Below are 19,040 nucleotides of genomic sequence, written 5' to 3' on the forward strand. Positions count from 1 at the left end.
CGCTCTCTCTTCCCATTCGTAATACCCGAACCAGAACTGGCGGTCTTGCCATGCAGAATTCACTCTCTGGAAATACGAAGCGCCGGTTGCCTGCAGGCGCGGTGCGCGCCGCAGCGCTGGCATTCTTTCCCGCCTTCCTGCTTGCCCTTGGCAGCTGCAGCAAGGACGCCGATGACGGCCAGCCGTCGCGCAAGACAGCGCTTGTCGCCAGGCCGCAGACGGCGAGCGTGACGCGCTATTTCCAGGAGACCGGAACGGCGCAAGCCGTCAGCACCGTCAGCCTTGTCGCACGGGTGTCCGGCACGCTGAAATCGATCGACTACAAGGACGGCACGGAGGTCAAGGCCGGGCAGCGCCTGTTCCTGATCGAGCCTGAACAATATCAGGCCGAGGTTGAAAAGGCCGAGGCAAGCGTTGCCGAGGCGCAGGCGAATGTCGATAATTCCGAGCGGCAGATGCAACGGCAGGATCAGCTTTCGAAATCCTCCGCCACCGCCGAGAGCAATGTCGACGACGCCAAGACGACCCTTGCAACATCGAAGGCGCAGCTGGCCTCGGCCAAGGCCGCGTTGACGCAGGCCAGGCTCAATCTCGGCTATACCTCCGTCACGGCGCCGTTCGACGGCTTCGTCACCGCGCATCAGGCCGATGTCGGCGCGCTGGTCGGCGCCGATAGCGGAACGCTGGCGACGATCATCAAGCTCGATCCGATCCACGTCTCGTTCTCGATTTCGGACGGTGACATGCTGACGCTTCGCAAGCGCGCCCGCGCAAACGGCCGCACGGCGAAGGACCTGCGAACTATCCCGGTCGAGATCGGCACGCAGATCGACAAGGGCTATCCGACCAAGGGGCACCTCGATTATGCCGCCCCGCAGACGGCCGCCGACACCGGCACGCTTGCCGCCCGCGCCGTGTTCGAGAATGCCGACCGCGCCCTGTTGCCCGGTCTATTCGTGCGCATTCGCATTCCGGTCGAAAAGGTCGATGACGCGCTGCTCGTGCCGCCCGCATCGATCGGCACCGATCAACAGGGGCGCTATGTGCTGGCGGTCGACGACAAGGGCATGGTGGCACGCCATGCCATCACGGTCCTCGACCGGCAGGGGGAGATGCAGGAGGTCGAGGGCGACGTGTCGGCGAGCGACCTTGTGCTGCAGAACGTGCTGGCCGGGCCGCAGCCCGGTGACACGGTCGAACCGAAAGAGGTGGTCCCCCCGACATCCTCCAGCGCAGACCTGTCGCAGGCGGATGCCCCATCCGTTGCCGGCAACTGATCGGACGGCGGCTCATGTTTTCCAGGTTCTTCATCGAACGGCCGGTCCTTGCCAACGTCATTGCCTTGCTGACGGTACTGATCGGCGCCATCGCCTTTCTCAATCTTCCGGTATCGCAATATCCCGACGTGGTGCCGCCCACCATCCAGGTGCAGGCCCGCTATCCCGGCGCCAGCGCCAGGACGCTGATGGACACCGTGGCCCTGCCGATCGAGCAACAGGTCAACGGCGTACCCGGCATGCTCTACATGCAATCGACCAGTGCCAGCGACGGCACCTATTCGCTGACCGTCACCTTCGACATCGGCACGGATGCCGATACCGCGCAGATCCTGGTGCAGAACCGCGTCGATGCGGCCAATGCGCAGCTGCCGAGCTCGGTGCAGTCGCAAGGGGTGAGCGTGCGCAAGCGCTCGACCTCGATCCTTGCCTTCGTCACGCTCAGCGCGTCCGATCCCACATTCGACAGCCTCTATTTGGCCAATTACGCCAAGATAAACCTGCAGGACGCGCTGTCGCGGGTGCCGGGCGTCGGCAATGTCTCGATCTTCGGCGCCGGCGATTATGCCATGCGCATCTGGCTTGATGCCGACAGGCTGCAGGCTCGCGGCCTGAAGCCGGGCGACGTCGTCAGCGCGATACAGGCGCAGAGCCAGACCGTTCCGGGCGGCCAGATCGGCATGCCGCCGGTCAATTCCGGCCAGGGTTTCCAGACGGCGATCGACATCTCCGGCCGGCTCGACCAGATTGAACAGTTCGAGGACGTGATCGTCAAATCGGCGAGCGATGACGGCGGCCGGGTGACGCGGGTCAAGGATGTCGCGCGCGTTGAACTGGGCGCCCGCTCCTACAGCCAGGTCTTCCGGGTCAACGGCCGGCCCTCGGCAGCGCTTGCGATCAGCCAACTGCCGGACGCCAACGCCCTGGATGTCGCCAAGGCGGTCCGAGACCAGATGGCCGGTCTGTCAAAGGCCTTCCCGCAGGGCCTCAGCTATTCCGTGCCGTTCGACACCACCGCCTTCGTCAACGCTTCGGTCGACGAGGTCTACAAGACGCTCGGCGAAGCCTGTGTCATCGTCCTTCTCGTGATCCTGCTCTTTCTGCAGGACTGGCGGGCCATGCTGGTGCCGGCCACCACCGTGCCGGTCACCCTGATCGGCGCCTTTACCGCGATGAGCGTGCTCGGTTTTACCATCAACCTGTCGACCCTGTTTGCGCTGGTGCTGGCGATCGGCATCGTGGTCGACGACGCGATCGTCATCGTCGAGGGGGCCGCGCGCCAGATGTCCTACGGTCACAAGGGGCCGGAGGCGGCCGAGCGGGCGATGCGCGAATTGTTCGGCCCGATCATCGGCATCACGCTGGTGCTGATCTCGGTCTTCCTGCCGGCGGCCTTCCTGTCCGGCCTGACCGGTCGGCTTTACCAGCAGTTTGCCCTGGTGATCGCGGCCACTGCCGTCATCAGCGCCATCAATGCCGTGACGCTGAAGCCGGTGCAGGCCGCGCTCTGGATGCGGCCGATCAAGCCGGTGGACGAGCGCAACATCGTCTTCCGCGCCTTCGACAAGGGTTTCAACCGTCTGGAAGCCGGTTATGTCGCGCTGCTGTCGCGGTTGCTGCGCTACCGCTACTGGGTCACGGCCGGCACGATCATCGCCGTGGTGCTGGCCTTTGCCGGGCTGTCGCGCATACCGAGCGGCTTCCTGCCCATCGAGGACCAGGGCTATTTCATTGCGGCCATCGAGCTGCCGAGCGGCGCCTCGCTGGAGCGCACAGACAATACCCTGAAGGACGTCGAGCAGCGGCTGCGCACGGTGCCGGGCGTCGACAACGTCATCACCGTCGCCGGCGTCTCTGTGCTCGACGGCAATGCGCCGCTCGCCAATGGCGGTCTTGCCTATATCGTGCTGAAGCCCTGGGACCAACGCGGTCGGGAGGAGAGCCTGCTGCCGCTCTACAAGGCGATTTCGCAAAGGCTCTCCGACCTCGATGACGGCACGGCCCTGGTGGTGCCGCCGCCTTCGATCCAGGGTATCGGCAATACCGGTGGCGCCTCCATGGTCGTCGAACTGAACGATGGCAGCAACGACTTTGCCCGCCTTGCCGACTTGGCCCGGAAGGTCGCGACCGAGAGCCTGACGGATGGCCGCCTGCAGATGGCCAAGGTCAGTGCCGATGTGACAGCGCCCCAGCTGCAGGTGTCAATCGACCGGACCAAGGCGGCAGCGCTCGATGTCTCGGTCGGCGACGTGTTCAATACGCTGTCGGGCTATCTGGGATCCGCCTTCGTCAACCAGTTCACCCGCTTCGGTCACACCTTCCAGGTCTATGTCCAGGCAGAGGGCTCGTATCGGAGCCTGTCGGAGGGCATTTCACGGTTGAAGGTGCCGAATGCGAACGGCGATCTGGTGCCGATGAACGTGCTGCTCACCATGCGCCAGGACATCGGCCCGGCCCTGATCTCGCTCTATAACCTGCATCCGGCGGCGATGATTTCCGCCCGCCCGGCGCAGGGTGTCAGCACCGGCCAGGCCATGCAGCTCATGGAAAAGGTGGCAGCAGAGGTCCTGCCGCAAGGGGCGTCGTCGGAATGGACCGCGATCTCCTACCAGGAGAAGCTTGCCGGCAACCAGATCTACCTTGCCTTCGGCCTGGCGCTGGTCCTGGTCTATTTCGTGCTTGCCGGACAATATGAAAGCTGGCTTGGGCCGCTCGCCGTCATCCTGTCGGTGCCGCTGGCGCTGCTCGGGACGGTGTCGGTGCTCTTGGCCCTCGGGCTGCAGAACACCCTCTATACCCAGATCGGCCTTGTTCTGCTGATTGCGCTGGCAGCCAAGAACGCGATCCTGATCGTCGAATTCGCCCGGGATCTGAGGATCAAGGAGGGCAAGTCGCTGATGGAGGCGGCCGTGACGGCAAGCCGGTTGCGCTTCCGGCCGATCCTGATGACCTCGATCGCCTTCATCCTCGGCATGGTGCCGCTGGTGCTGGCGACGGGTGCGGGCGCCAATGCCAGCAAGTCGATCGGCATTTCGGTCGTCAGCGGCATGCTGGTCTCGACCCTGCTCTCGATCTTCGTGGTGCCGGCCCTGTTCCTGGTCATCCGCAAATTGGAGGAGCGCGGCCGCTGAGCCTGCCGATCTTCGGGGCGTGCAAAGGGCAGCCGACACGGATCGTCAAGACGATGCGGTCGCCTTCTAGACCTTGCTGCCACGCAGCAGCCACTGGGCGAAGCTGGCCGGCTCGTCCTTGCGGGCAATGTCGCCGGCAGGGCGCGCCTCGCGAGCGTCGCGGGGGCTGTAGCCGTAATGGGCACGGAAGTGGCGGCTCAGCTGGCCAGGATCGGCAAAGCCGTAATCATAGGCAATCGTGCTGACAAGACGCCCGTCGGACGGATCCTCCAGCGCCGCATGGCAGGCGGCAAGCCGGCGGCGACGGATGAAGGTGGCGACGCCGTCATGCTTGTCGAACAGGTAATAGAGCTTGCGGCGCGACACCTTCAGTTCGCGGCACAGCATCTCCGTGCCGAGTTCCGGACAGGCGAGATTGGTGTCGACATAGGCGCGCGCAAGCTCGAACAGGCCGGCGGCGATGGGCGTGCGCGCCTCCGCCAGACTGTCGCTGGTCGGACGGATCGCGGCTCCGATCAGCGCCTTGAACGAACTGACCATGACCGGCAGGTCCTCGACCTTCAGCGATGACTTGTGGCGGTTGAGCGAAAGGATGAACTCCTTCAACACATGTTTCATCGTGCCGCCGATCGGCTTGTGAATCGCCTGGTCCAGCGCCTCGGCGAGCGGGGAAAAGTTGTCGCGGCTCATCCAGATGCAGACGAGGCTCCCGGCGCTGGCTGTCGTGTGGCTCGGCACGGCAAAGGAACGAAGGCTGAGGCTGCCGGCGGTGCTGCGAACAAAGCCCTGTTTGCAGTTGGCGACATCGACGCCGCTGGTTCGCAGCACGAGTTGCCAGTGGTCGATCTCGCTGCGGCGGATATGCTGCGGCGTGCGCCTGTATGTCATGGGATCGACATGGACGGATGCTATCTGCATCTTGCCCAGATCGCGCGCCCGGATGGCGGCGCGGAAGCCCTTGCTCGGCCGGTCACCCGGTTCGGCGTCGGCAACCGGCGCGATGAAGTCGCGCCAGTAGGGAAATTGCTGTGCCCGGTCTTTGACGAGCGTGGTAAAACGGTCTTCCCGCAGGAGTGCCGTGTTGCTTGTTGAAAAATTCAGCGCACCCAAGATGGTCGCTCCCCAATATCGCCGACGGTGCCGGCCAGATTTTATTCACTGTGCCTGCTGCTTAGGTGGAAAGAGAACGTGGTGTCAGGCGTGGTAAGCGGCCTGCCGCTCGTCGCGGCGATCGTGGTATTTTTAAGCGGTAGAGCATGTTGTCCATCACTTGGGCGCGTAGGGTCGTTGAACGGTGGCAGATCGCCGCCGGTCTTGATGATTGTCCGTTGGGCTTGAAGCCAAGCCCGGTCATGCTGTCTGTGTCGGCTAGGACGTAGCCGCCCCGAAAACCCGGATGAGCCTGTCGCGCATGCCGTCCATCGGTTGTTCCGGGGTATCGGGTCCCGGTGTCATGCCGGCTGCGTAACCCTCGGCCTCGAACCGGTCGATCAGGGCCTTGTCTCGGCTGACGATGTGGATCGGCACGGCCCTGGAGGCCCCCTGGCCGGTGACGATTGCCGCCGGCTGGTGGTCGCCGAGGATGATGAAGACGGCATCCTTGCCGAAATGGGCGATATAGTCGCCGACGGTCTGCAGCGAGTAGTCGATCGTCCCGATATATTGCTGCCGGACCCGTTCCGGATCGGACCAGACGACGGAGGGGCTGTCGCCGCTGGTGGCCTGGTCGTTGAACGCCGTGCCGTCCTTGACATCGGCCCAGTCGATCAGCTTGGCGACCGGCGTCCAGGGCGCATGGCTGGAGATCAGCGCGGTTTCCACCATCACGGGTTTGCCCGCTTCCCTTGCCGGCTGCCGCACAAGACGGTCAAGCGCCGAGAGGGTATACTGGTCAGGCATGGTAACCCAGTTGTACGGTTTGCCGCGATAGCCGAGATCCTTGGCCACCAGGACCTTGTCATAGCCGAAATAATCGGCTTCCGGCCAAGGCATGGTGATCGCCGGCATGACCGCTGCCGTCTGCCAGCCCGCCTGCGAAAACAGGCGGTTGAGGCTCGGGCGCTTGCTGATCATCAGGCGGTCATAGCGCGCCTGGCTGTCGATCCAGAGGCCGGAAAGAAAGGTGCCGTGGGCAAGCCAGCTGATGCCGCCGACGGTGGGCGAGACGCTCCAGCCGCTGGCCGAGGCGAAGCCCGCAGCGTCGAGTTCCTTTTCGACGCTTGCAAGGCGCGGCTTCATGATCGGGCTGTAGCGCGGGTCCTCGACGGCACTGCGGCCGTAGGATTCGACGAATATCAGCACCACGTCGCGACCGCGAATGGCCGCAAACAGGTCGCTGCCGGCCGGTATCGTTTCCGGGGCGGCTAGCTGCTTTTCGAACACGCTCATATCGGCGACGGAACGGGCCACGAGGCTGAGCCGCGCCTCCAGATAGGAACCCGCCCGCAGATTGGCGACCCCCTGCAGGCCGACGGAGGGACCGGCGGCAAAGAGTATGACGCCGGCCGTCAGGGCAACGCCGAAGGTCTTGATCATCGTGCGCCGACCGGCCTGCCCGATGGCCGCCAGGTGCCGTGCGGCAATGAAGAAGATGACGAGCGCGGCGATGAAGGTGGCGAACACCAGCGTCAGCACCAGAGCAGCCGTTGCCGTGCCGAACGTGCCGGAGACCAGGTTCCAGCCGTCGACCATCATCTTGATGTCGAGATAGGGGTTGAAGCGCCGCTGGAAGGCGGCCTCGACACCGGTATCGGCGATCTTCAGAAAGAGCAGGGTGAAGACGGCAAGGGCCAGCAATGCGGCAACCGGCGTTGCCAGCCGCCGCGACAGGAAGAGCAGCACGAGGGCTGCAATCGGGATCTCCAGCGGAAACTGCCGAAAGGCACGCAGATGGAAGGCGCCCGGGTGATCCGGCAGCGTCAGGGCCAGGAACCCGACCACGATGAACACGAATGCGGCGACCACCGTCTTCCGGTCCAGGCCGGCAAACGTCTTGCCGTTCAGATCGTTTCGCTTCATGAAGTCCATCTCCCTGCCTGTCTCGTCTGACCGGCGCAAAGCTCTTTGTGAAAGCGCAGCCCGTGCCAAAGCTCGGCATCCTTGCCATCGTCATCTGCCTGGCACTGTTCGCCGGACTGTTCGTCGTGGTCGATCCCGCCAAGGTAATCGCTGCCTTCGGCGATGTATCGGCGGGCTCTGTGGTCGTCGCCCTGCTGATCGTCCAGGTGCAGATCGTGCTGTCCGCCTTGCGCTGGCAGTTCACCGCCGCACGCCTCGGACATCGGATTTCCCGGTCGCTGGCGGTACGCGAATATTATGTCAGCAGCGTCCTCAACCAGGTGCTGCCCGGCGGCATGGCCGGCGATGCGGTGCGGGCCTATCGCAACCGGACCGAAGAACCGGGTGGCTGGAAGCGGCCGGCGACGGCCGTCTTTCTGGAGCGCCTGTCCGGCCAGCTTGCCTTCTTCCTGATGACCGGCCTCGGGCTCATCGCCTGGCCGGTGTTCCTGGCAGATCGCCTGCCGGAGGGTTTCGCCGGCCTTGCCCTGACCTTCCTCGCGCTGCTCGTCTGCGGCCTTGGCGTCGGCATTTTCGTCTGGCGCTCGAAACTGTCGGCCCGCTTCGAGCGGCTGAAGCCGGATCTCGTTGCCGCCTTCTGGCGCGACGGAGCGGGCTGGGTGCAGGTCCTGCTCAGCGCCTCTATCGTGGCCGGCTATGTCTCGACCTTCCTGATCGCATCGCATGCCGTGGGCGCGCCACTGCCGCCGATCGGCGCCTTCACGGCCGTCCCGCTCTGCCTGCTGACCATGCTGATTCCGGCCGGCATCGGCGGCTGGGGCACACGCGAGGTGGCGGCTGCCGCCCTCTGGCCCCTGTTCGGCTTCACCAGTGCGCAAGGCGTCTCGGCAAGCCTGCTCTATGGCAGCCTGTCGCTTGCCGGTGCAGCCTTGCCCGGTCTTGTCGTCATCGCCCACCAGGTCCTGACCGGACGTATCGGGCGGGCATAGAAGCTGGGGGCGCATCACCGGTCCAGCCTTGCATAGATGTCGCCCGACGGGCTGTCGGCTCCAAGCCCGGACAGTTCGGCCAGCAGCGTTCCGCCATCCACCCAGTCCTGCGTGACGAAGCGGTGCCGCTCGCCGACGACGCGGTTGAAGCGGTAGTCGCCAAGTTCGATCAGACGCTCGACGGCATCGACTGCGACGGACGGCATGGCCGGGATATATTCGAAGGCGATCAGCGGCAGCGGCTGGCTCAAGCCCTTCAGGATCTCGGCCTCCGCCCCCTCGACGTCGATCTTGCAGAAGGCCGGCATGCCGTGGCGGGCAATCAGCGTGTCGAGCGTGGTCATGGCCACCGTGATCGCGTGATCCCAGGTGACGGCGCTGAAGCCGGCGGTGGCGCCGACCCGGTCGATGAACTGGCCGGATGTGCTGGTTACCGTCGGGTGGCGGCTGGAGATGCGCAGATCGATCTCGCCGACATCGGCACCGACGGCCACGCGCTCGAAGGCCTTCAGCTTTCCGGCGAAGTGGCGCTCGATGAAGTCGGCAAAGGCCGGCTGCGGCTCGACTGCGACAACGTCGGCACCGAGCGACAGAAGCGTGCGGCTGCGGCTCCCCACATGAGCGCCGATGTCGAAGGCGAGGTCTCCCGGCCTTACCAGGTCGCGGTAGAAGCGCTTCAGCGCACGGCGGCGCCAGGGCTGGGCATAATAGACCAGCAACGAACGGGTCATCCCGAGCGTCGTCGAAAGGCGGGTCGGTGCGGTCATTCGTCTGCCGTCCCTGCAATGGCGGCGGAACCTGCGTCCTCGACGCTCAGGAGGTAGACGCTGTCGACCGCGAAGGAATAGACGAGCAGCACCAGTGCGGAGGCGGCGATCACGGTCGAGACCGGTGGGACGATGAAGGGTACGAGGATGACCGAGAGGGCGGCGACCTGGATGACGCAGACGGTCTTGCGCCGAAGCGATGGCGGCAGCGAACCGTTCAGCGACGGGATCAGCCATCCGGCCGCGACGAAGGCATAGCGCATCAGGCCGATAGCCAGCACCCACCATCCGGCCTTGCCGAGGATCAAGGCGCCGGACGACAGGATCAGGATATGCAGCGCATCGATCTCCATGTCGAAGCGGGCGCCGAATTCGGATTCCTGCGCGTAACGGCGCGCAACCTTGCCATCCAGGCCGTCGAGCGCCAGGACGGTGGTGACCAGCGCGATCAGCGTCCAGACGATCGCTTCGGCATGGACGAGATCCTTGCCGAAAAAAACCGTCGCACCGATGACACTGACCATGGCCGCACGGATCGCGGTGATCAGATTGGCATAGCCGAAGCGGCTGTGGCGGTGCAGCGGCAGCTCGACCAGCACGATGCCGAAGATCGCCATCAGCAGCGCGGTTGCGGCGATCAGCACCTTGGGACCGAGAGCCGGATGGTGGCTCGCCAGCAGATAGGCGGCAATCGAGATCACGAGCACGCTGCCCAGAATGGCGAGTGTGCTGCTCCAGAGGCTTGGCGGCACACGCAGGCCGCGGCCATCTGCCGCCCGATTGGATGAGGTGTTGTGCGCCGGTTCAACGCGAGACATTGAGCATTCACTCCGCTGCGAGTAGAGTTTCGATATCCAGTATGTGCCCTGCACGCAGCAATTTGGTTCGCAGGTAATGCTTATTTTCTTTTGTAACAGTTCCAGTCACTGCATTTCTGGCGGAAACGTCGATGCCGCCGGCCCGCAATCCGGCGATTTTCGCCGGATTATTTGTGTAGACGATGACCTTGGCAATGCCGAGCAGGCCCAGCATGGCGACGGCCGCCTCATAGCGCCGGTGGTCTGATCCAAGGCCGAGCTCGGCATCCGCATCGATCGTGTCGAGACCGAGATGCTGGTAGCCATAGGCCCGCATCTTGGCGCCGATGCCGGTGCCGCGACCTTCCTGGTCGAGATAGAGAAGTACGCCGCCGCCGGCCTGCTTCAAGAGTGCAAGGCCGTTCTTCAGCTGGTCTCCGCAATCACATTTCAGCGAGCCGCACAGATCCCCGGTCAGGCAGGACGAGTGGATGCGGATCGGGACCGGGCGGCTGGTATCGGGTTTGCCGACGACAATGGCCACCTGGTCCTTCTGGGCAAGCCCGCCGCGAAAAACGACGAAATCGGCATTGCCGAGATCCTTCAGCGGGACCGGCGTGCGCACCACCGTCTCGAAGGTCTGCCGGGCCATGTCGGCGCCGGAGAGGCTCGCCCTTTCGAGGGTGAGGCAGGCGGAAAAGCGGCTGTCGTCCTCGCTGATATCGGCGCAGATCATGGCCGGCAGCAGAAGCGCCAGCCGCGCCAGTTCGGTCGATGCGGACATCAGCGGCTCGGCCGGCTGCCAGCTTGCCGGTGCGTCTGCCCCAAGCGTCCAGGCAAGCGCTGATGCCTCGGCGAAGGAAACGCCGTCGAGCGGAACCGACACGTCGCCGCCCGCCTTCAGGCCGAGGCGTTCCGCGCGTGGTGCGGTCAGCAGCAGGCTGTGTCGCTTCCCCGTCACCACGGCCAACTGGTCGTAGACGGATGGCGTCGCGCAATCGAGAGCCAGGACCGCCAGTTTGCGCGGCCCCTCCGTCAGCACGACGGGTCGGCCGGCACGCAATTCGGCGACCGCACGTTCCACCACCATGGCGTGCGTGGCAAGCTGAAAACCGGGCGCTGAAGTCTCGGGCATCACGACATCTCCTCTCTGGATAACAGCATGGCTTGTCGCGGTCCAAGTGGAGGACAGGCAGACCAAGGGCATGCGCAAGGGTCGGCCTCTAGACCGAAGCAATGCGGCTTTGCCACGGCGGATGCGGGCAATTGCACCGACAGGTAAAAGATTTGCACAAAATGACAGTTGTCATCTGCAATATCCGGCGGTTGACCATGCTATCGGCATCGGACGAGGGCGTATTCGGATGTAGAGGCCGGAGTTGGCCAGTCTCGGTTCCGGTTACCAAGTCCGGCGAAGCCGCACCAGTGGCGCAAGGCCGGTCCTCGGACAAGGTCTCGCCCTGCTTGTGCTCCAACGGTAGAAAACGCATGCTCGTCCCCCATATGCTGATCCGAAATGCACGTCGAGGAGATCGTTGATGACCGCAAGCCTGACCGGAGGTGCCGACGCTGCGCCGATCTGCGCGCGTGCGCTCTGGTTTCCCGAGGCCGGCGCCTGCGAAATCCGCGACGAGGCGATTGCGGCGCCGGGCGAGGGCGAGGTTCTGGTCCGCATGCTCTATAGCGGGATCAGCCGAGGCACGGAGGCGCTGGTCTTCCATGGCAAGGTGCCGGTAAGCGAAGAGCAACGGATGCGCGGGCCCCATATGGGGGGCGATTTTCCGTTTCCGGTCAAATACGGCTATGCCGCCGTCGGCGAGGTCGTGGACGGATGCGACGAACTTTCGGGAAAGTCCGTGTTTTGTCTGCATCCGCACCAGGATCGCTTCGTCGTGGCGAAGGGCATGGTGACGGCACTGCCGGAAGCGCTGCCTGCCCGTCGCGCGGTGCTTGCTGCCAATATGGAAACGGCGCTCAATATCGTCTGGGATGCCGGTGTGCAGCCCGGTGACCGCGTTGCGGTCTTCGGTGCCGGCGTGGTCGGGTCGCTCGTGGCTTTTCTTTCCCGGCAAATTGTCGGCACCGAGACCCTGCTGATCGACCGTGATCCGGGTCGGCGCGATCTGGCGTCGTCGCTCGGACTGGCGTTCGCCGACAGCAACGCGGTCGATGGCGAATTCGACATTCTGATCAATGCGTCGGGCGCTGCGGCAGCCCTTGGCGATGCGCTCGAGCATGCCGGCCAGGAAGCGCGTATCGTCGAGGCGAGCTGGCACGGTGACCGTGTCGTGGGCCTTCCGCTCGGCGGCGCCTTCCATTCCAAACGCCTGTCGATCGTCAGCTCGCAGGTGGGCGCGATCCCGGCCGCCCGTCGTGCGCGCTGGGACTTCGCGCGCCGCCTTGCCAAGGCGCTCGACCTGCTCTGCGACGACCGGCTCGACGCGCTGATCTCCGGCGAGACGGCGTTCGACACGCTTGCCACCAGCTATCCGGACATCCTGTCCGATCCCCACACCCTTTGTCACCGTATCCGCTATTGAAAGAGAGCCTTGCCGATGTTTGCAGTCGAAGTCCGCGACCACATCATGATCGCCCACAGCCTTCCGCGTCCCGTGTTCGGCCCTGCCCAGGGCATGCATGGCGCAACCTTCGTGGTCGATGCCGCCTTCTTCACCAGGGATGTGGACGAGGATGGTCTGGCCGTCGATATCGGCGCTGCCACCACCGTGCTCGCCGACGTATTGAAGCCGCTCAATTATAAGAACCTCGACGAGGTCGAGATGTTTTCCGGCAAAGTGTCGACCACGGAAGTGATTGCCAAGCACATCTTCGACCAGCTGGCCGCGGCCGTGGCCGACAAGAGGCTCGGCCCGGGAAGTCATCGCATCTGCCGGCTGAAGGTGACGCTGCACGAAAGCCATGCGGCGCGCGGCTGGTACGAGGCCGATCTGTGAGCCGCAGGCTCGTCTTTGCCTATCCCGGCCGGCTGGATCTCAACACCGGCGGCTATGCCTATGACCGGCGGGTGATCGCCGGCCTCGAAGCGCTCGACTGGGAGATCGAGCTGCTGGCGCTGGGGGAGGGGTTTCCGTTTCCATCGGCATCCGTGAAGGCGGCTGCCACAAAGGCCTTGTCGAGCCTTGCGGAAGGGACGCTGGTGATGATTGACGGCCTCGCCCTTGGCGTCCTCGACGACTGGGCCGAAAAGGCAGCATTGCGCCATACGATCGTCGCCCTGGTGCATCATCCGCTGGCACTGGAAGGCGGCTTGTCTGCCGAGCAGGCCGCGACATTCCGCCAGTCGGAGAGCCGGGCGCTGTCCTTCGCCTCGGCCGTCGTCGTGACATCGCCGATGACGGCGCGAGAGCTTTCCGCCAATTATGGCGTTGCCGCTGACGATATCACCACGGCGGTGCCCGGAACCGACCCTGCTCCGATGCGGGCAGCTAAGAGCCGGACCCCGCATATCCTGTCGGTCGGCTCGCTGATCGGCCGCAAGGGCCACGACGTGCTGATCGAAAGCCTCGACCGCGTCAGAGATCTTGCCTGGACGGCCGTCATCATCGGCAGCCGCGACCTGGACCCGGCCGTGACCGCCGCACTGGAGGCGCAGATCCGGCAGCTCGGGCTTGGCGCCCGGCTGCGGCTTGCCGGCGAATGCTCGGATGTGCGCTCGGTCATGGCCAGCGCCGACATCTTCGCGCTTGCCAGCCGCTACGAGGGCTATGGCATGGTGTTTGCCGAAGCCCTGTCGCACGGATTGCCGATCGTTGCCTGCCACGCGGGCGCAGTGCCGGACGTGGTGCCCGAAGACGCCGGCATTCTGGTCGACGTCGACTATGTCGAAGCCTTCGCCGATGCCCTCCGACTGTTGCTCACCGACATGGCCGAGCGGCAGCGCCGGGCCGAAGCATCGCGCAAGGCCGGTGCCGCATTGCCGGGCTGGCCGGTGACGGCCAGGATCATCGCGACCCGACTGGAGAGTTTGGCATGAGCGGTTTCGACAAGAACTGGCTGGCCCTGAGAGAGCCGGCCGACCGTGCCGCGCGCAGCGTCTCGCAGATGGGCGAGCTCGCAACCCGCTTCGAGGGGGCAGGGGATAAGCCCCGGATTCTCGACATCGGCTGCGGCACCGGCTCCACCTATCGCAGTCTCTCGGAAATCCTGCCCGATGCCACCCGGTGGCTCTTGCTCGATTACGATCCGTTGCTGCTGGAAGAAGCCGAACGCCGGATCGGATCGAGCGACCGGATAGACTTTCGCCGGCACGATCTCAACGATCTCGATGGCCTGCCGCTGGACGGCGTGCAGGCGGTCACCGCCTCGGCGCTGTTCGATCTTTGCTCGCAGGCTTTTTGCGCCCGTTTTGTCAAACGGATCGCGAAGGCCGGTTGCAGCCTCTATGCGGCGCTGAACTACAATGGCGTGATGCGTTGGTCGGTGTCTCATCCCCTCGATGACGTGGTTGCTGCCGATTTCAACCGGCATCAGCGCACCGACAAGGGTTTCGGCCCGGCGCTCGGGCCGGATGCGACGGACTGTCTGGCGCGGCAGTTGCGAGACGAAGGCTACAGCATCAGCCTCGGCGACAGTCCGTGGCGGATGAGGCCGGACCAAGCCGATTTGCAGGCAGCCTTTCTCGATGGGCTGCGCCAGCCGCTTGCCGAGATCGGGAGTCTGTCATCGGCGGAGATTGATACCTGGCTCGCCTTTCGCCAGCAGGCGATCACGGCGGAGGGCAGCCTATGCGAGGTCGGTCACACGGACCTTCTCGCCAGCCTTGACGTCTGAGCCTGCCGGCTTGAGGCAGCAATCGAACAGGATGTCGCTGCCGAGGCTGTAGACCTCGGCGGCCGGCCGCTTGGCCGCGGTCAGCTTTTCGATCGGCGGCAGGCTGATGCCGCTCGGGCCCGAGCCGATGATGATCGGCGAAATCGCCACATGCAGGTGGTCGATCCGGCCGGCCTCGATGAAGCGGGCGATCGTGCGCGCGCCGCCCTCGACCAGCACGCGCGACAGCGACCGCTCGGCAAGGGCAGACAGGATCGCGTCCGGATCGAGGCCGCTGTCGCAAAGCGGCAGCTTGATCACCTCCGCATTGGGAAGATTGCGGCAGCGCGCCTCGCGGCTCTGGATGACGATCACCGGGGCGCCGCTATCGTTGAAGATACCCTCGCTGCCGGTCAGCTCCGAGCGACAGTCGATGACCACGCGGACCGGATCCGGGCCCTTGACGATGCGCACCGACAGCCGGGGATCGTCGGCCTTGACGGTGCCGACGCCTACGATGACCGCATCGACAAGTGCCCGGCAGCGATGCAGATGGGCAAGGCCGTCCGGACCGGAAATGTCGCGCGCGTCGCCAGCCGGTGTGGCGATCCGGCCATCCAGCGATTGACCGACCTGGGCAAGGACGAAGGACCCCGCAGCAGCTGCCACGGGGCCATAGAGTGCCTGGACCGGATCCGAGCGATCTAGGAAACCGCCGGCTCCCCCGCGCAGGGAGAGAAGATGGTCCCAGTTCCTGTCGGTGATCTCGATCCTGCGCATCGATTGTCCTTAGATGATCCGGTAGAGGGTCTGGTCGCGCTTGATTACATGGTGCATCACGACTGCCCCGATATGCAACGCGAACAGGCCCAAAAGGATCCATGCGCTGTAGCCGTGGATAGCCGACAGCGTCCAGGCGATGTCCGGCGTCTTGCCGATCGGGCTCCAGACCGGCAGCAGGCCGAACCAGACAAGCGGGAAGCCATGGGCATTGGTGGCCAGAAAGCCGCTGACTGGCATGATGATCAGGAAGAGATAGAGAAGACCGTGCACGGCGGCCGCAGCGAAGCGTTCGATTGCCGGCGCCTCTTCGGCCGCCGGGGCTGCGACAAACAGCTTGGTGCCGATCCTGACCAGCATGACCCAGAGGATCAGAAAGCCGAGGCTCTCATGCACCAGATAGAAGTTGAGCGAGACTTCCTTCTTGGCAAAGCCGATCATCAGGCCGAGCGGCCAGGTGGCCAGCACGAGGGCGGCAACGATCCAGTGCAGGATGCGGGCCGCTCCATGATAGCGCTCGACGGTGATCAGCATCGGCGTGGCCTTGCTCGGCGGGTTTTGCAACGTGTCGGACAATACGGTCTCCACAGACAGGAATTTCTTTTGAATTCGCAACGGTCAGCCGACTGCCGGCGACTGTATCGAACGGGATGAAAGTCATTAAATGCCGAAGGATACCGGTGGGTCGACAACCGGTAAATGACGAAACGTGCAGAAACTTGTCTGTGGGTGCAGTCGCGGCCGGTTCATGCCCTGTCCGGTGCGATTTCATGCGCGTGTGGCGGCTAGATCGGGCGCGTGGCCGTCACATAGGTCTCGAACACGTCGGAAAAGGTCGAGACGCGCATCGGCAGCTTGTCATAGGGCGGATAATAGAGGGTGAGCCAGAGGTCGGGTGGTCGCCAGTCGTCGAGAATGCGCTTGAGACTGCCCGCCGCGATGGCGTCGGCAACGATGAACTGCGGCAGCAGCGCGACGCCCTCGCCGTTTTCGGCAAGCCGGGCAATCACCTCGCCATTGTTGCCGGCAAGCCCCCGGCCGGCATGCACCTTGCGCGTCTTCGCCCCATTCGTCAGCTCCCAGGTCTCCGACAAGGCCTCTTCGTCATAGGCGATGCAGGCGCCGGCATTCAGATCGTCGGGCGATTGCGGCGTGCCATTGGCCGCGAGATAGCCGGGGGAGGCAACCAGGACGCGGGTCACCGGACAGATCTTGCGCCAGATGGTCGACTTGTCGCGCGGCGGCTCGGAGATCCGGATGGCGAGATCGAAATCGCCGGAGACGATGTCGATGAAGCGGTCGGTCAGCGTCAGCGAAACCGAGATGCCCGGGTTCTCGGCCCGCATAGCCGAGATCACGTCGGGCAGGATCCGCTGGCCGAGAGACAGCGGGACGTTGAGCCGGATCAGGCCGGCCGAATGTCCCTCCTCGGCGCGCACCGCCTCGGCCACATCCTCGAACTGGTCGAGCAGCGGCGCGATGCGGGCGGCATAGACGGCGCCGGCCGAGGTGAGTGAGACCTGGCGCGTGGTCCTCAAAAGCAGTTGCACGCCCAGCCGGTCCTCCAGTGCGCTGACGGCACGGGTGACGGTCGGCGCGGTCATCGACAGCTGTCGCGCGGCTGCAACGAAGCTGTGCTCGCGGGCAACCGTCAGGAAAACCCGGATGTCATTGAGATCGCTCATCGAGATAATTTCACTTTTTGCAATAATATTGTCAATATTATTTCTATTCAAAAGCTGCCGGTAACGGGCCATCTTCTGCTCACAACAGGGACGAAAACCAGCGTCCGAACAGAAGGAACAAGGCTATGCTTACCCAGATCAAAGGCCTGCACCATGTCACGTCGATGGCTGCGAGTGCGCAGGTCAACAGCGACTTCTTCACCAAGACCCTCGGCCTGCGCCGGGTCAAGAAGACCGTCAATTTCGACGCGCCGGAAGTCTATCACCTCTACTATGGCGACGAAGTCGGCACCCCCGGATCGGTGATGACCTATTTCCCCTTCCCGCACATCGCCGCCGGTCGTCCCGGTGTCGGCGAGGTCGGCGAAACCTATTTCGCAATTCCAAGGGGTTCGCTCGGTTTCTGGCGTGAACGGCTTGCAAAGCTCGGCGTCGGCAATCTGGCGGAAACCGAAGTCTTCGGCGAAAAGCGCCTGCGCTTTGACGGTCCTGATCGCGACGGCTTTTCCCTGGTCGAGGTCGACACGGATGCACGCGACGGCTGGCTGCACGACGATATCGGCGCGGCCGAGGCTATCAAGGGCTTTCATGGTGCGTCCATGCGGCTGAAGGATGCCGGCGCCACCCGTGAGCTGCTCGGGTTCATGGGCTATGAAAAGGTCAACGAGAAGGACGAATGGGCACGCTTCGCCATCAAGGGCGGCAACGGTGCCGATTTCATCGACCTCGAAACCCTGCCCGGTGCCGATCATGCCCGTCAGGGCGCAGGCTCGGTGCATCATATCGCCTTTGCCGTTGAAAACCGTGCCGCCCAGCTGGATGTCCGCAAGGCACTTCTGGATACCGGCTACCAGGTCACGCCGGTGATCGACCGCGATTATTTCTGGGCAATCTATTTCCGCACGCCGGGTGGCGTGCTGTTCGAGATCGCCACCAACGAACCCGGTTTCGACCGCGACGAGGATACCGCCCATCTGGGCCAGGCATTGAAACTGCCGGCCCGGTATGAGAGCCACCGCGCCGAGATCGAAAAGCTGTTGCCGGCCATCGCCGACTGAGCAGGGCATCCACATTGTTTGAATGTGCAGCGGGATCCCTTGGCGATCCAGGCTGCGGAGTATATGCGATGACAGTCCTCGACTATCACACCTATGAAAAGCCCCCGGCTGCCGGGCAGCCGGTCGTCTTCGCCTTTCACGGCACCGGCGGCAACGAAATGCAGTTCGCCGAGCTGATCGTCCAGATCCTGCCCGGCGCCGGCATCGTCTCGCCGCGCGGCGACGTGTCGGAGCATGGCGCGCTGCGGTTCTTCCGCCGCACCGGCGAGGGCGTCTACGACATGGACGATCTTGCCGCCCGCACGGAGAAGATGGCGGCCTTCATCGAGAAGAAGAAGGCAGAATGGCCGGGGCATCCGGTCTATGGGCTCGGCTATTCGAACGGCGCCAATATCCTGGCCTCCGTGCTGATGCAGCGGCCGGATCTGTTCGACCGGGCAGCCTTGCTGCATCCGCTTATCCCCTGGGCGCCGGACGACAATGCCGGATTGAAGGGACGCGAGATCCTGATAACCGCCGGCGAGCATGATCCGATCTGCCCGCTGCCGTTGACCGAGCGTCTCTCCGGCTTTTTCGAGCGTCAGGGCGCCAGGCTTCAAACCAGCATCCATCCGGGCGGTCACGAGATCCGCCAGACCGAGCTTCAGGCGCTGGGCGCCTTCCTCAGCCGGTAACATTTCTGCCCTGCGACAGCGCTTATAGGTTGCCGCAGGGCGATCGTTGGGAACGGACCGCATCCTTCTGCGGCGCAGGGCGCCGAAGCGGCCC

At 64.4% G+C, this 19,040-nt stretch carries 17 protein-coding genes; 9 read left to right on the top strand and 8 right to left on the bottom strand.

The window, feature by feature from the left end:
* Nucleotides 1-50: 50 nt before the first annotated feature.
* Together J2Z17_RS04465 and J2Z17_RS04470 are read left to right on the top strand one after the other, a co-directional pair.
* Nucleotides 51-1,277 (top strand): efflux RND transporter periplasmic adaptor subunit, encoded by a 1,227-nt coding sequence (locus tag J2Z17_RS04465; RefSeq protein WP_209942594.1) that lies wholly within the window; start codon nucleotides 51-53, stop codon nucleotides 1,275-1,277.
* 14 nt (nucleotides 1,278-1,291) lie between these two features.
* Complete coding sequence (locus tag J2Z17_RS04470) at nucleotides 1,292-4,408, top strand: efflux RND transporter permease subunit (protein WP_209942596.1); 3,117 nt, start codon at nucleotides 1,292-1,294, stop codon at nucleotides 4,406-4,408.
* A gap of 66 nt (nucleotides 4,409-4,474) precedes the next feature.
* Here the strand turns inward: J2Z17_RS04470 and J2Z17_RS04475 are convergent, their stop codons facing one another.
* The gene (locus tag J2Z17_RS04475; protein WP_209942598.1) at nucleotides 4,475-5,518 is read right to left on the bottom strand and encodes a helix-turn-helix domain-containing protein; all 1,044 of its coding nucleotides are present in this window, start codon (nucleotides 5,516-5,518) and stop codon (nucleotides 4,475-4,477) included.
* Between the two features lie 258 nt (nucleotides 5,519-5,776).
* The gene (locus J2Z17_RS04480; protein ID WP_209942599.1) at nucleotides 5,777-7,426 is read right to left on the bottom strand and encodes a sulfatase-like hydrolase/transferase; all 1,650 of its coding nucleotides are present in this window, start codon (nucleotides 7,424-7,426) and stop codon (nucleotides 5,777-5,779) included.
* A 62-nt stretch (nucleotides 7,427-7,488) separates the two neighbouring features.
* Between J2Z17_RS04480 and J2Z17_RS04485 the strand changes: the two genes are divergently transcribed.
* Complete coding sequence (locus J2Z17_RS04485; protein ID WP_209942600.1) at nucleotides 7,489-8,415, top strand: lysylphosphatidylglycerol synthase transmembrane domain-containing protein; 927 nt, start codon at nucleotides 7,489-7,491, stop codon at nucleotides 8,413-8,415.
* A gap of 14 nt (nucleotides 8,416-8,429) precedes the next feature.
* Here J2Z17_RS04485 and J2Z17_RS04490 read toward each other — a convergent pair whose 3' ends face one another.
* From J2Z17_RS04490 to ribA, 3 genes are read right to left on the bottom strand one after another with little or no spacing between them, the layout of a single operon-like run.
* Nucleotides 8,430-9,182: an FkbM family methyltransferase gene (locus J2Z17_RS04490; protein WP_209942601.1), complete on the bottom strand. Its 753-nt coding sequence runs from the start codon at nucleotides 9,180-9,182 to the stop codon at nucleotides 8,430-8,432.
* On the bottom strand, nucleotides 9,179-10,000 hold the full coding sequence (locus J2Z17_RS04495) for a CDP-alcohol phosphatidyltransferase family protein (protein WP_209942602.1): 822 nt from the start codon (nucleotides 9,998-10,000) through the stop codon (nucleotides 9,179-9,181). The genes J2Z17_RS04490 and J2Z17_RS04495 overlap by 4 nt, the downstream gene beginning before the upstream one ends.
* A 7-nt stretch (nucleotides 10,001-10,007) precedes the next feature.
* On the bottom strand, nucleotides 10,008-11,114 hold the full coding sequence (gene ribA / locus J2Z17_RS04500) for a GTP cyclohydrolase II RibA (RefSeq protein WP_209942603.1): 1,107 nt from the start codon (nucleotides 11,112-11,114) through the stop codon (nucleotides 10,008-10,010).
* Nucleotides 11,115-11,517: 403 nt separating this feature from the next.
* On the opposite strand from ribA, the gene J2Z17_RS04505 reads away from it, so the two are divergent.
* From J2Z17_RS04505 to J2Z17_RS04520, 4 genes are read left to right on the top strand one after another with little or no spacing between them, the layout of a single operon-like run.
* Nucleotides 11,518-12,519, top strand: a complete 1,002-nt coding sequence (locus J2Z17_RS04505) for a zinc-dependent alcohol dehydrogenase (protein ID WP_209942604.1) — start codon at nucleotides 11,518-11,520, stop codon at nucleotides 12,517-12,519.
* A gap of 15 nt (nucleotides 12,520-12,534) precedes the next feature.
* On the top strand, nucleotides 12,535-12,933 hold the full coding sequence (locus J2Z17_RS04510; protein ID WP_209942606.1) for a 6-pyruvoyl trahydropterin synthase family protein: 399 nt from the start codon (nucleotides 12,535-12,537) through the stop codon (nucleotides 12,931-12,933).
* The gene (locus J2Z17_RS04515; protein ID WP_209942607.1) at nucleotides 12,930-13,973 is read left to right on the top strand and encodes a glycosyltransferase family 4 protein; all 1,044 of its coding nucleotides are present in this window, start codon (nucleotides 12,930-12,932) and stop codon (nucleotides 13,971-13,973) included. The genes J2Z17_RS04510 and J2Z17_RS04515 overlap by 4 nt, the downstream gene beginning before the upstream one ends.
* Nucleotides 13,970-14,770, top strand: coding sequence for a class I SAM-dependent methyltransferase (locus J2Z17_RS04520; protein ID WP_209942609.1), 801 nt, complete (start codon nucleotides 13,970-13,972; stop codon nucleotides 14,768-14,770). The genes J2Z17_RS04515 and J2Z17_RS04520 overlap by 4 nt, the downstream gene beginning before the upstream one ends.
* Here J2Z17_RS04520 and J2Z17_RS04525 read toward each other — a convergent pair.
* The 3 genes from J2Z17_RS04525 to J2Z17_RS04535 form a co-directional block, all read right to left on the bottom strand.
* The gene (locus J2Z17_RS04525) at nucleotides 14,723-15,529 is read right to left on the bottom strand and encodes a RibD family protein (protein WP_209942611.1); all 807 of its coding nucleotides are present in this window, start codon (nucleotides 15,527-15,529) and stop codon (nucleotides 14,723-14,725) included. The genes J2Z17_RS04520 and J2Z17_RS04525 overlap by 48 nt on opposite strands.
* Nucleotides 15,530-15,538: 9 nt before the next feature.
* Nucleotides 15,539-16,063 carry a cytochrome b gene (locus J2Z17_RS04530; RefSeq protein WP_209942963.1) on the bottom strand — a complete coding sequence of 175 codons (525 nt, stop codon included), beginning with the start codon at nucleotides 16,061-16,063 and terminating at the stop codon, nucleotides 15,539-15,541.
* Nucleotides 16,064-16,314: 251 nt separating this feature from the next.
* Nucleotides 16,315-17,214, bottom strand: coding sequence for a LysR family transcriptional regulator (locus J2Z17_RS04535; RefSeq protein WP_209942613.1), 900 nt, complete (start codon nucleotides 17,212-17,214; stop codon nucleotides 16,315-16,317).
* Nucleotides 17,215-17,339: 125 nt separating this feature from the next.
* Between J2Z17_RS04535 and J2Z17_RS04540 the strand changes: the two genes are divergently transcribed.
* The gene (locus J2Z17_RS04540; RefSeq protein ID WP_209942615.1) at nucleotides 17,340-18,272 is read left to right on the top strand and encodes a VOC family protein; all 933 of its coding nucleotides are present in this window, start codon (nucleotides 17,340-17,342) and stop codon (nucleotides 18,270-18,272) included.
* 68 nt (nucleotides 18,273-18,340) lie between these two features.
* Nucleotides 18,341-18,946, top strand: a complete 606-nt coding sequence (locus J2Z17_RS04545; RefSeq protein ID WP_209942617.1) for an alpha/beta hydrolase — start codon at nucleotides 18,341-18,343, stop codon at nucleotides 18,944-18,946.
* The last annotated feature ends 94 nt before the right edge of the window (nucleotides 18,947-19,040 follow it).

The organism is Heterorhizobium halophytocola (genome assembly GCF_017873095.1).
Classification (GTDB): domain Bacteria; phylum Pseudomonadota; class Alphaproteobacteria; order Rhizobiales; family Rhizobiaceae; genus Allorhizobium; species Allorhizobium halophytocola.

Coding starts and splice junctions, on each gene's coding strand:
- J2Z17_RS04510 (WP_209942606.1), top strand. CDS start 12,535: ATGTTTGCAGTCGAAGTCCGCGACCACATCATGATCGCCCACAGCCTT.
- J2Z17_RS04545 (WP_209942617.1), top strand. CDS start 18,341: ATGACAGTCCTCGACTATCACACCTATGAAAAGCCCCCGGCTGCCGGG.
- J2Z17_RS04540 (WP_209942615.1), top strand. CDS start 17,340: ATGCTTACCCAGATCAAAGGCCTGCACCATGTCACGTCGATGGCTGCG.
- J2Z17_RS04525 (WP_209942611.1), bottom strand. CDS start 15,529: ATGCGCAGGATCGAGATCACCGACAGGAACTGGGACCATCTTCTCTCC.
- J2Z17_RS04530 (WP_209942963.1), bottom strand. CDS start 16,063: ATGCTGATCACCGTCGAGCGCTATCATGGAGCGGCCCGCATCCTGCAC.
- J2Z17_RS04520 (WP_209942609.1), top strand. CDS start 13,970: ATGAGCGGTTTCGACAAGAACTGGCTGGCCCTGAGAGAGCCGGCCGAC.
- J2Z17_RS04470 (WP_209942596.1), top strand. CDS start 1,292: ATGTTTTCCAGGTTCTTCATCGAACGGCCGGTCCTTGCCAACGTCATT.
- J2Z17_RS04490 (WP_209942601.1), bottom strand. CDS start 9,182: ATGACCGCACCGACCCGCCTTTCGACGACGCTCGGGATGACCCGTTCG.
- J2Z17_RS04495 (WP_209942602.1), bottom strand. CDS start 10,000: ATGTCTCGCGTTGAACCGGCGCACAACACCTCATCCAATCGGGCGGCA.
- J2Z17_RS04465 (WP_209942594.1), top strand. CDS start 51: ATGCAGAATTCACTCTCTGGAAATACGAAGCGCCGGTTGCCTGCAGGC.
- J2Z17_RS04535 (WP_209942613.1), bottom strand. CDS start 17,214: ATGAGCGATCTCAATGACATCCGGGTTTTCCTGACGGTTGCCCGCGAG.
- J2Z17_RS04505 (WP_209942604.1), top strand. CDS start 11,518: ATGACCGCAAGCCTGACCGGAGGTGCCGACGCTGCGCCGATCTGCGCG.
- ribA (WP_209942603.1), bottom strand. CDS start 11,114: ATGCCCGAGACTTCAGCGCCCGGTTTTCAGCTTGCCACGCACGCCATG.
- J2Z17_RS04480 (WP_209942599.1), bottom strand. CDS start 7,426: ATGAAGCGAAACGATCTGAACGGCAAGACGTTTGCCGGCCTGGACCGG.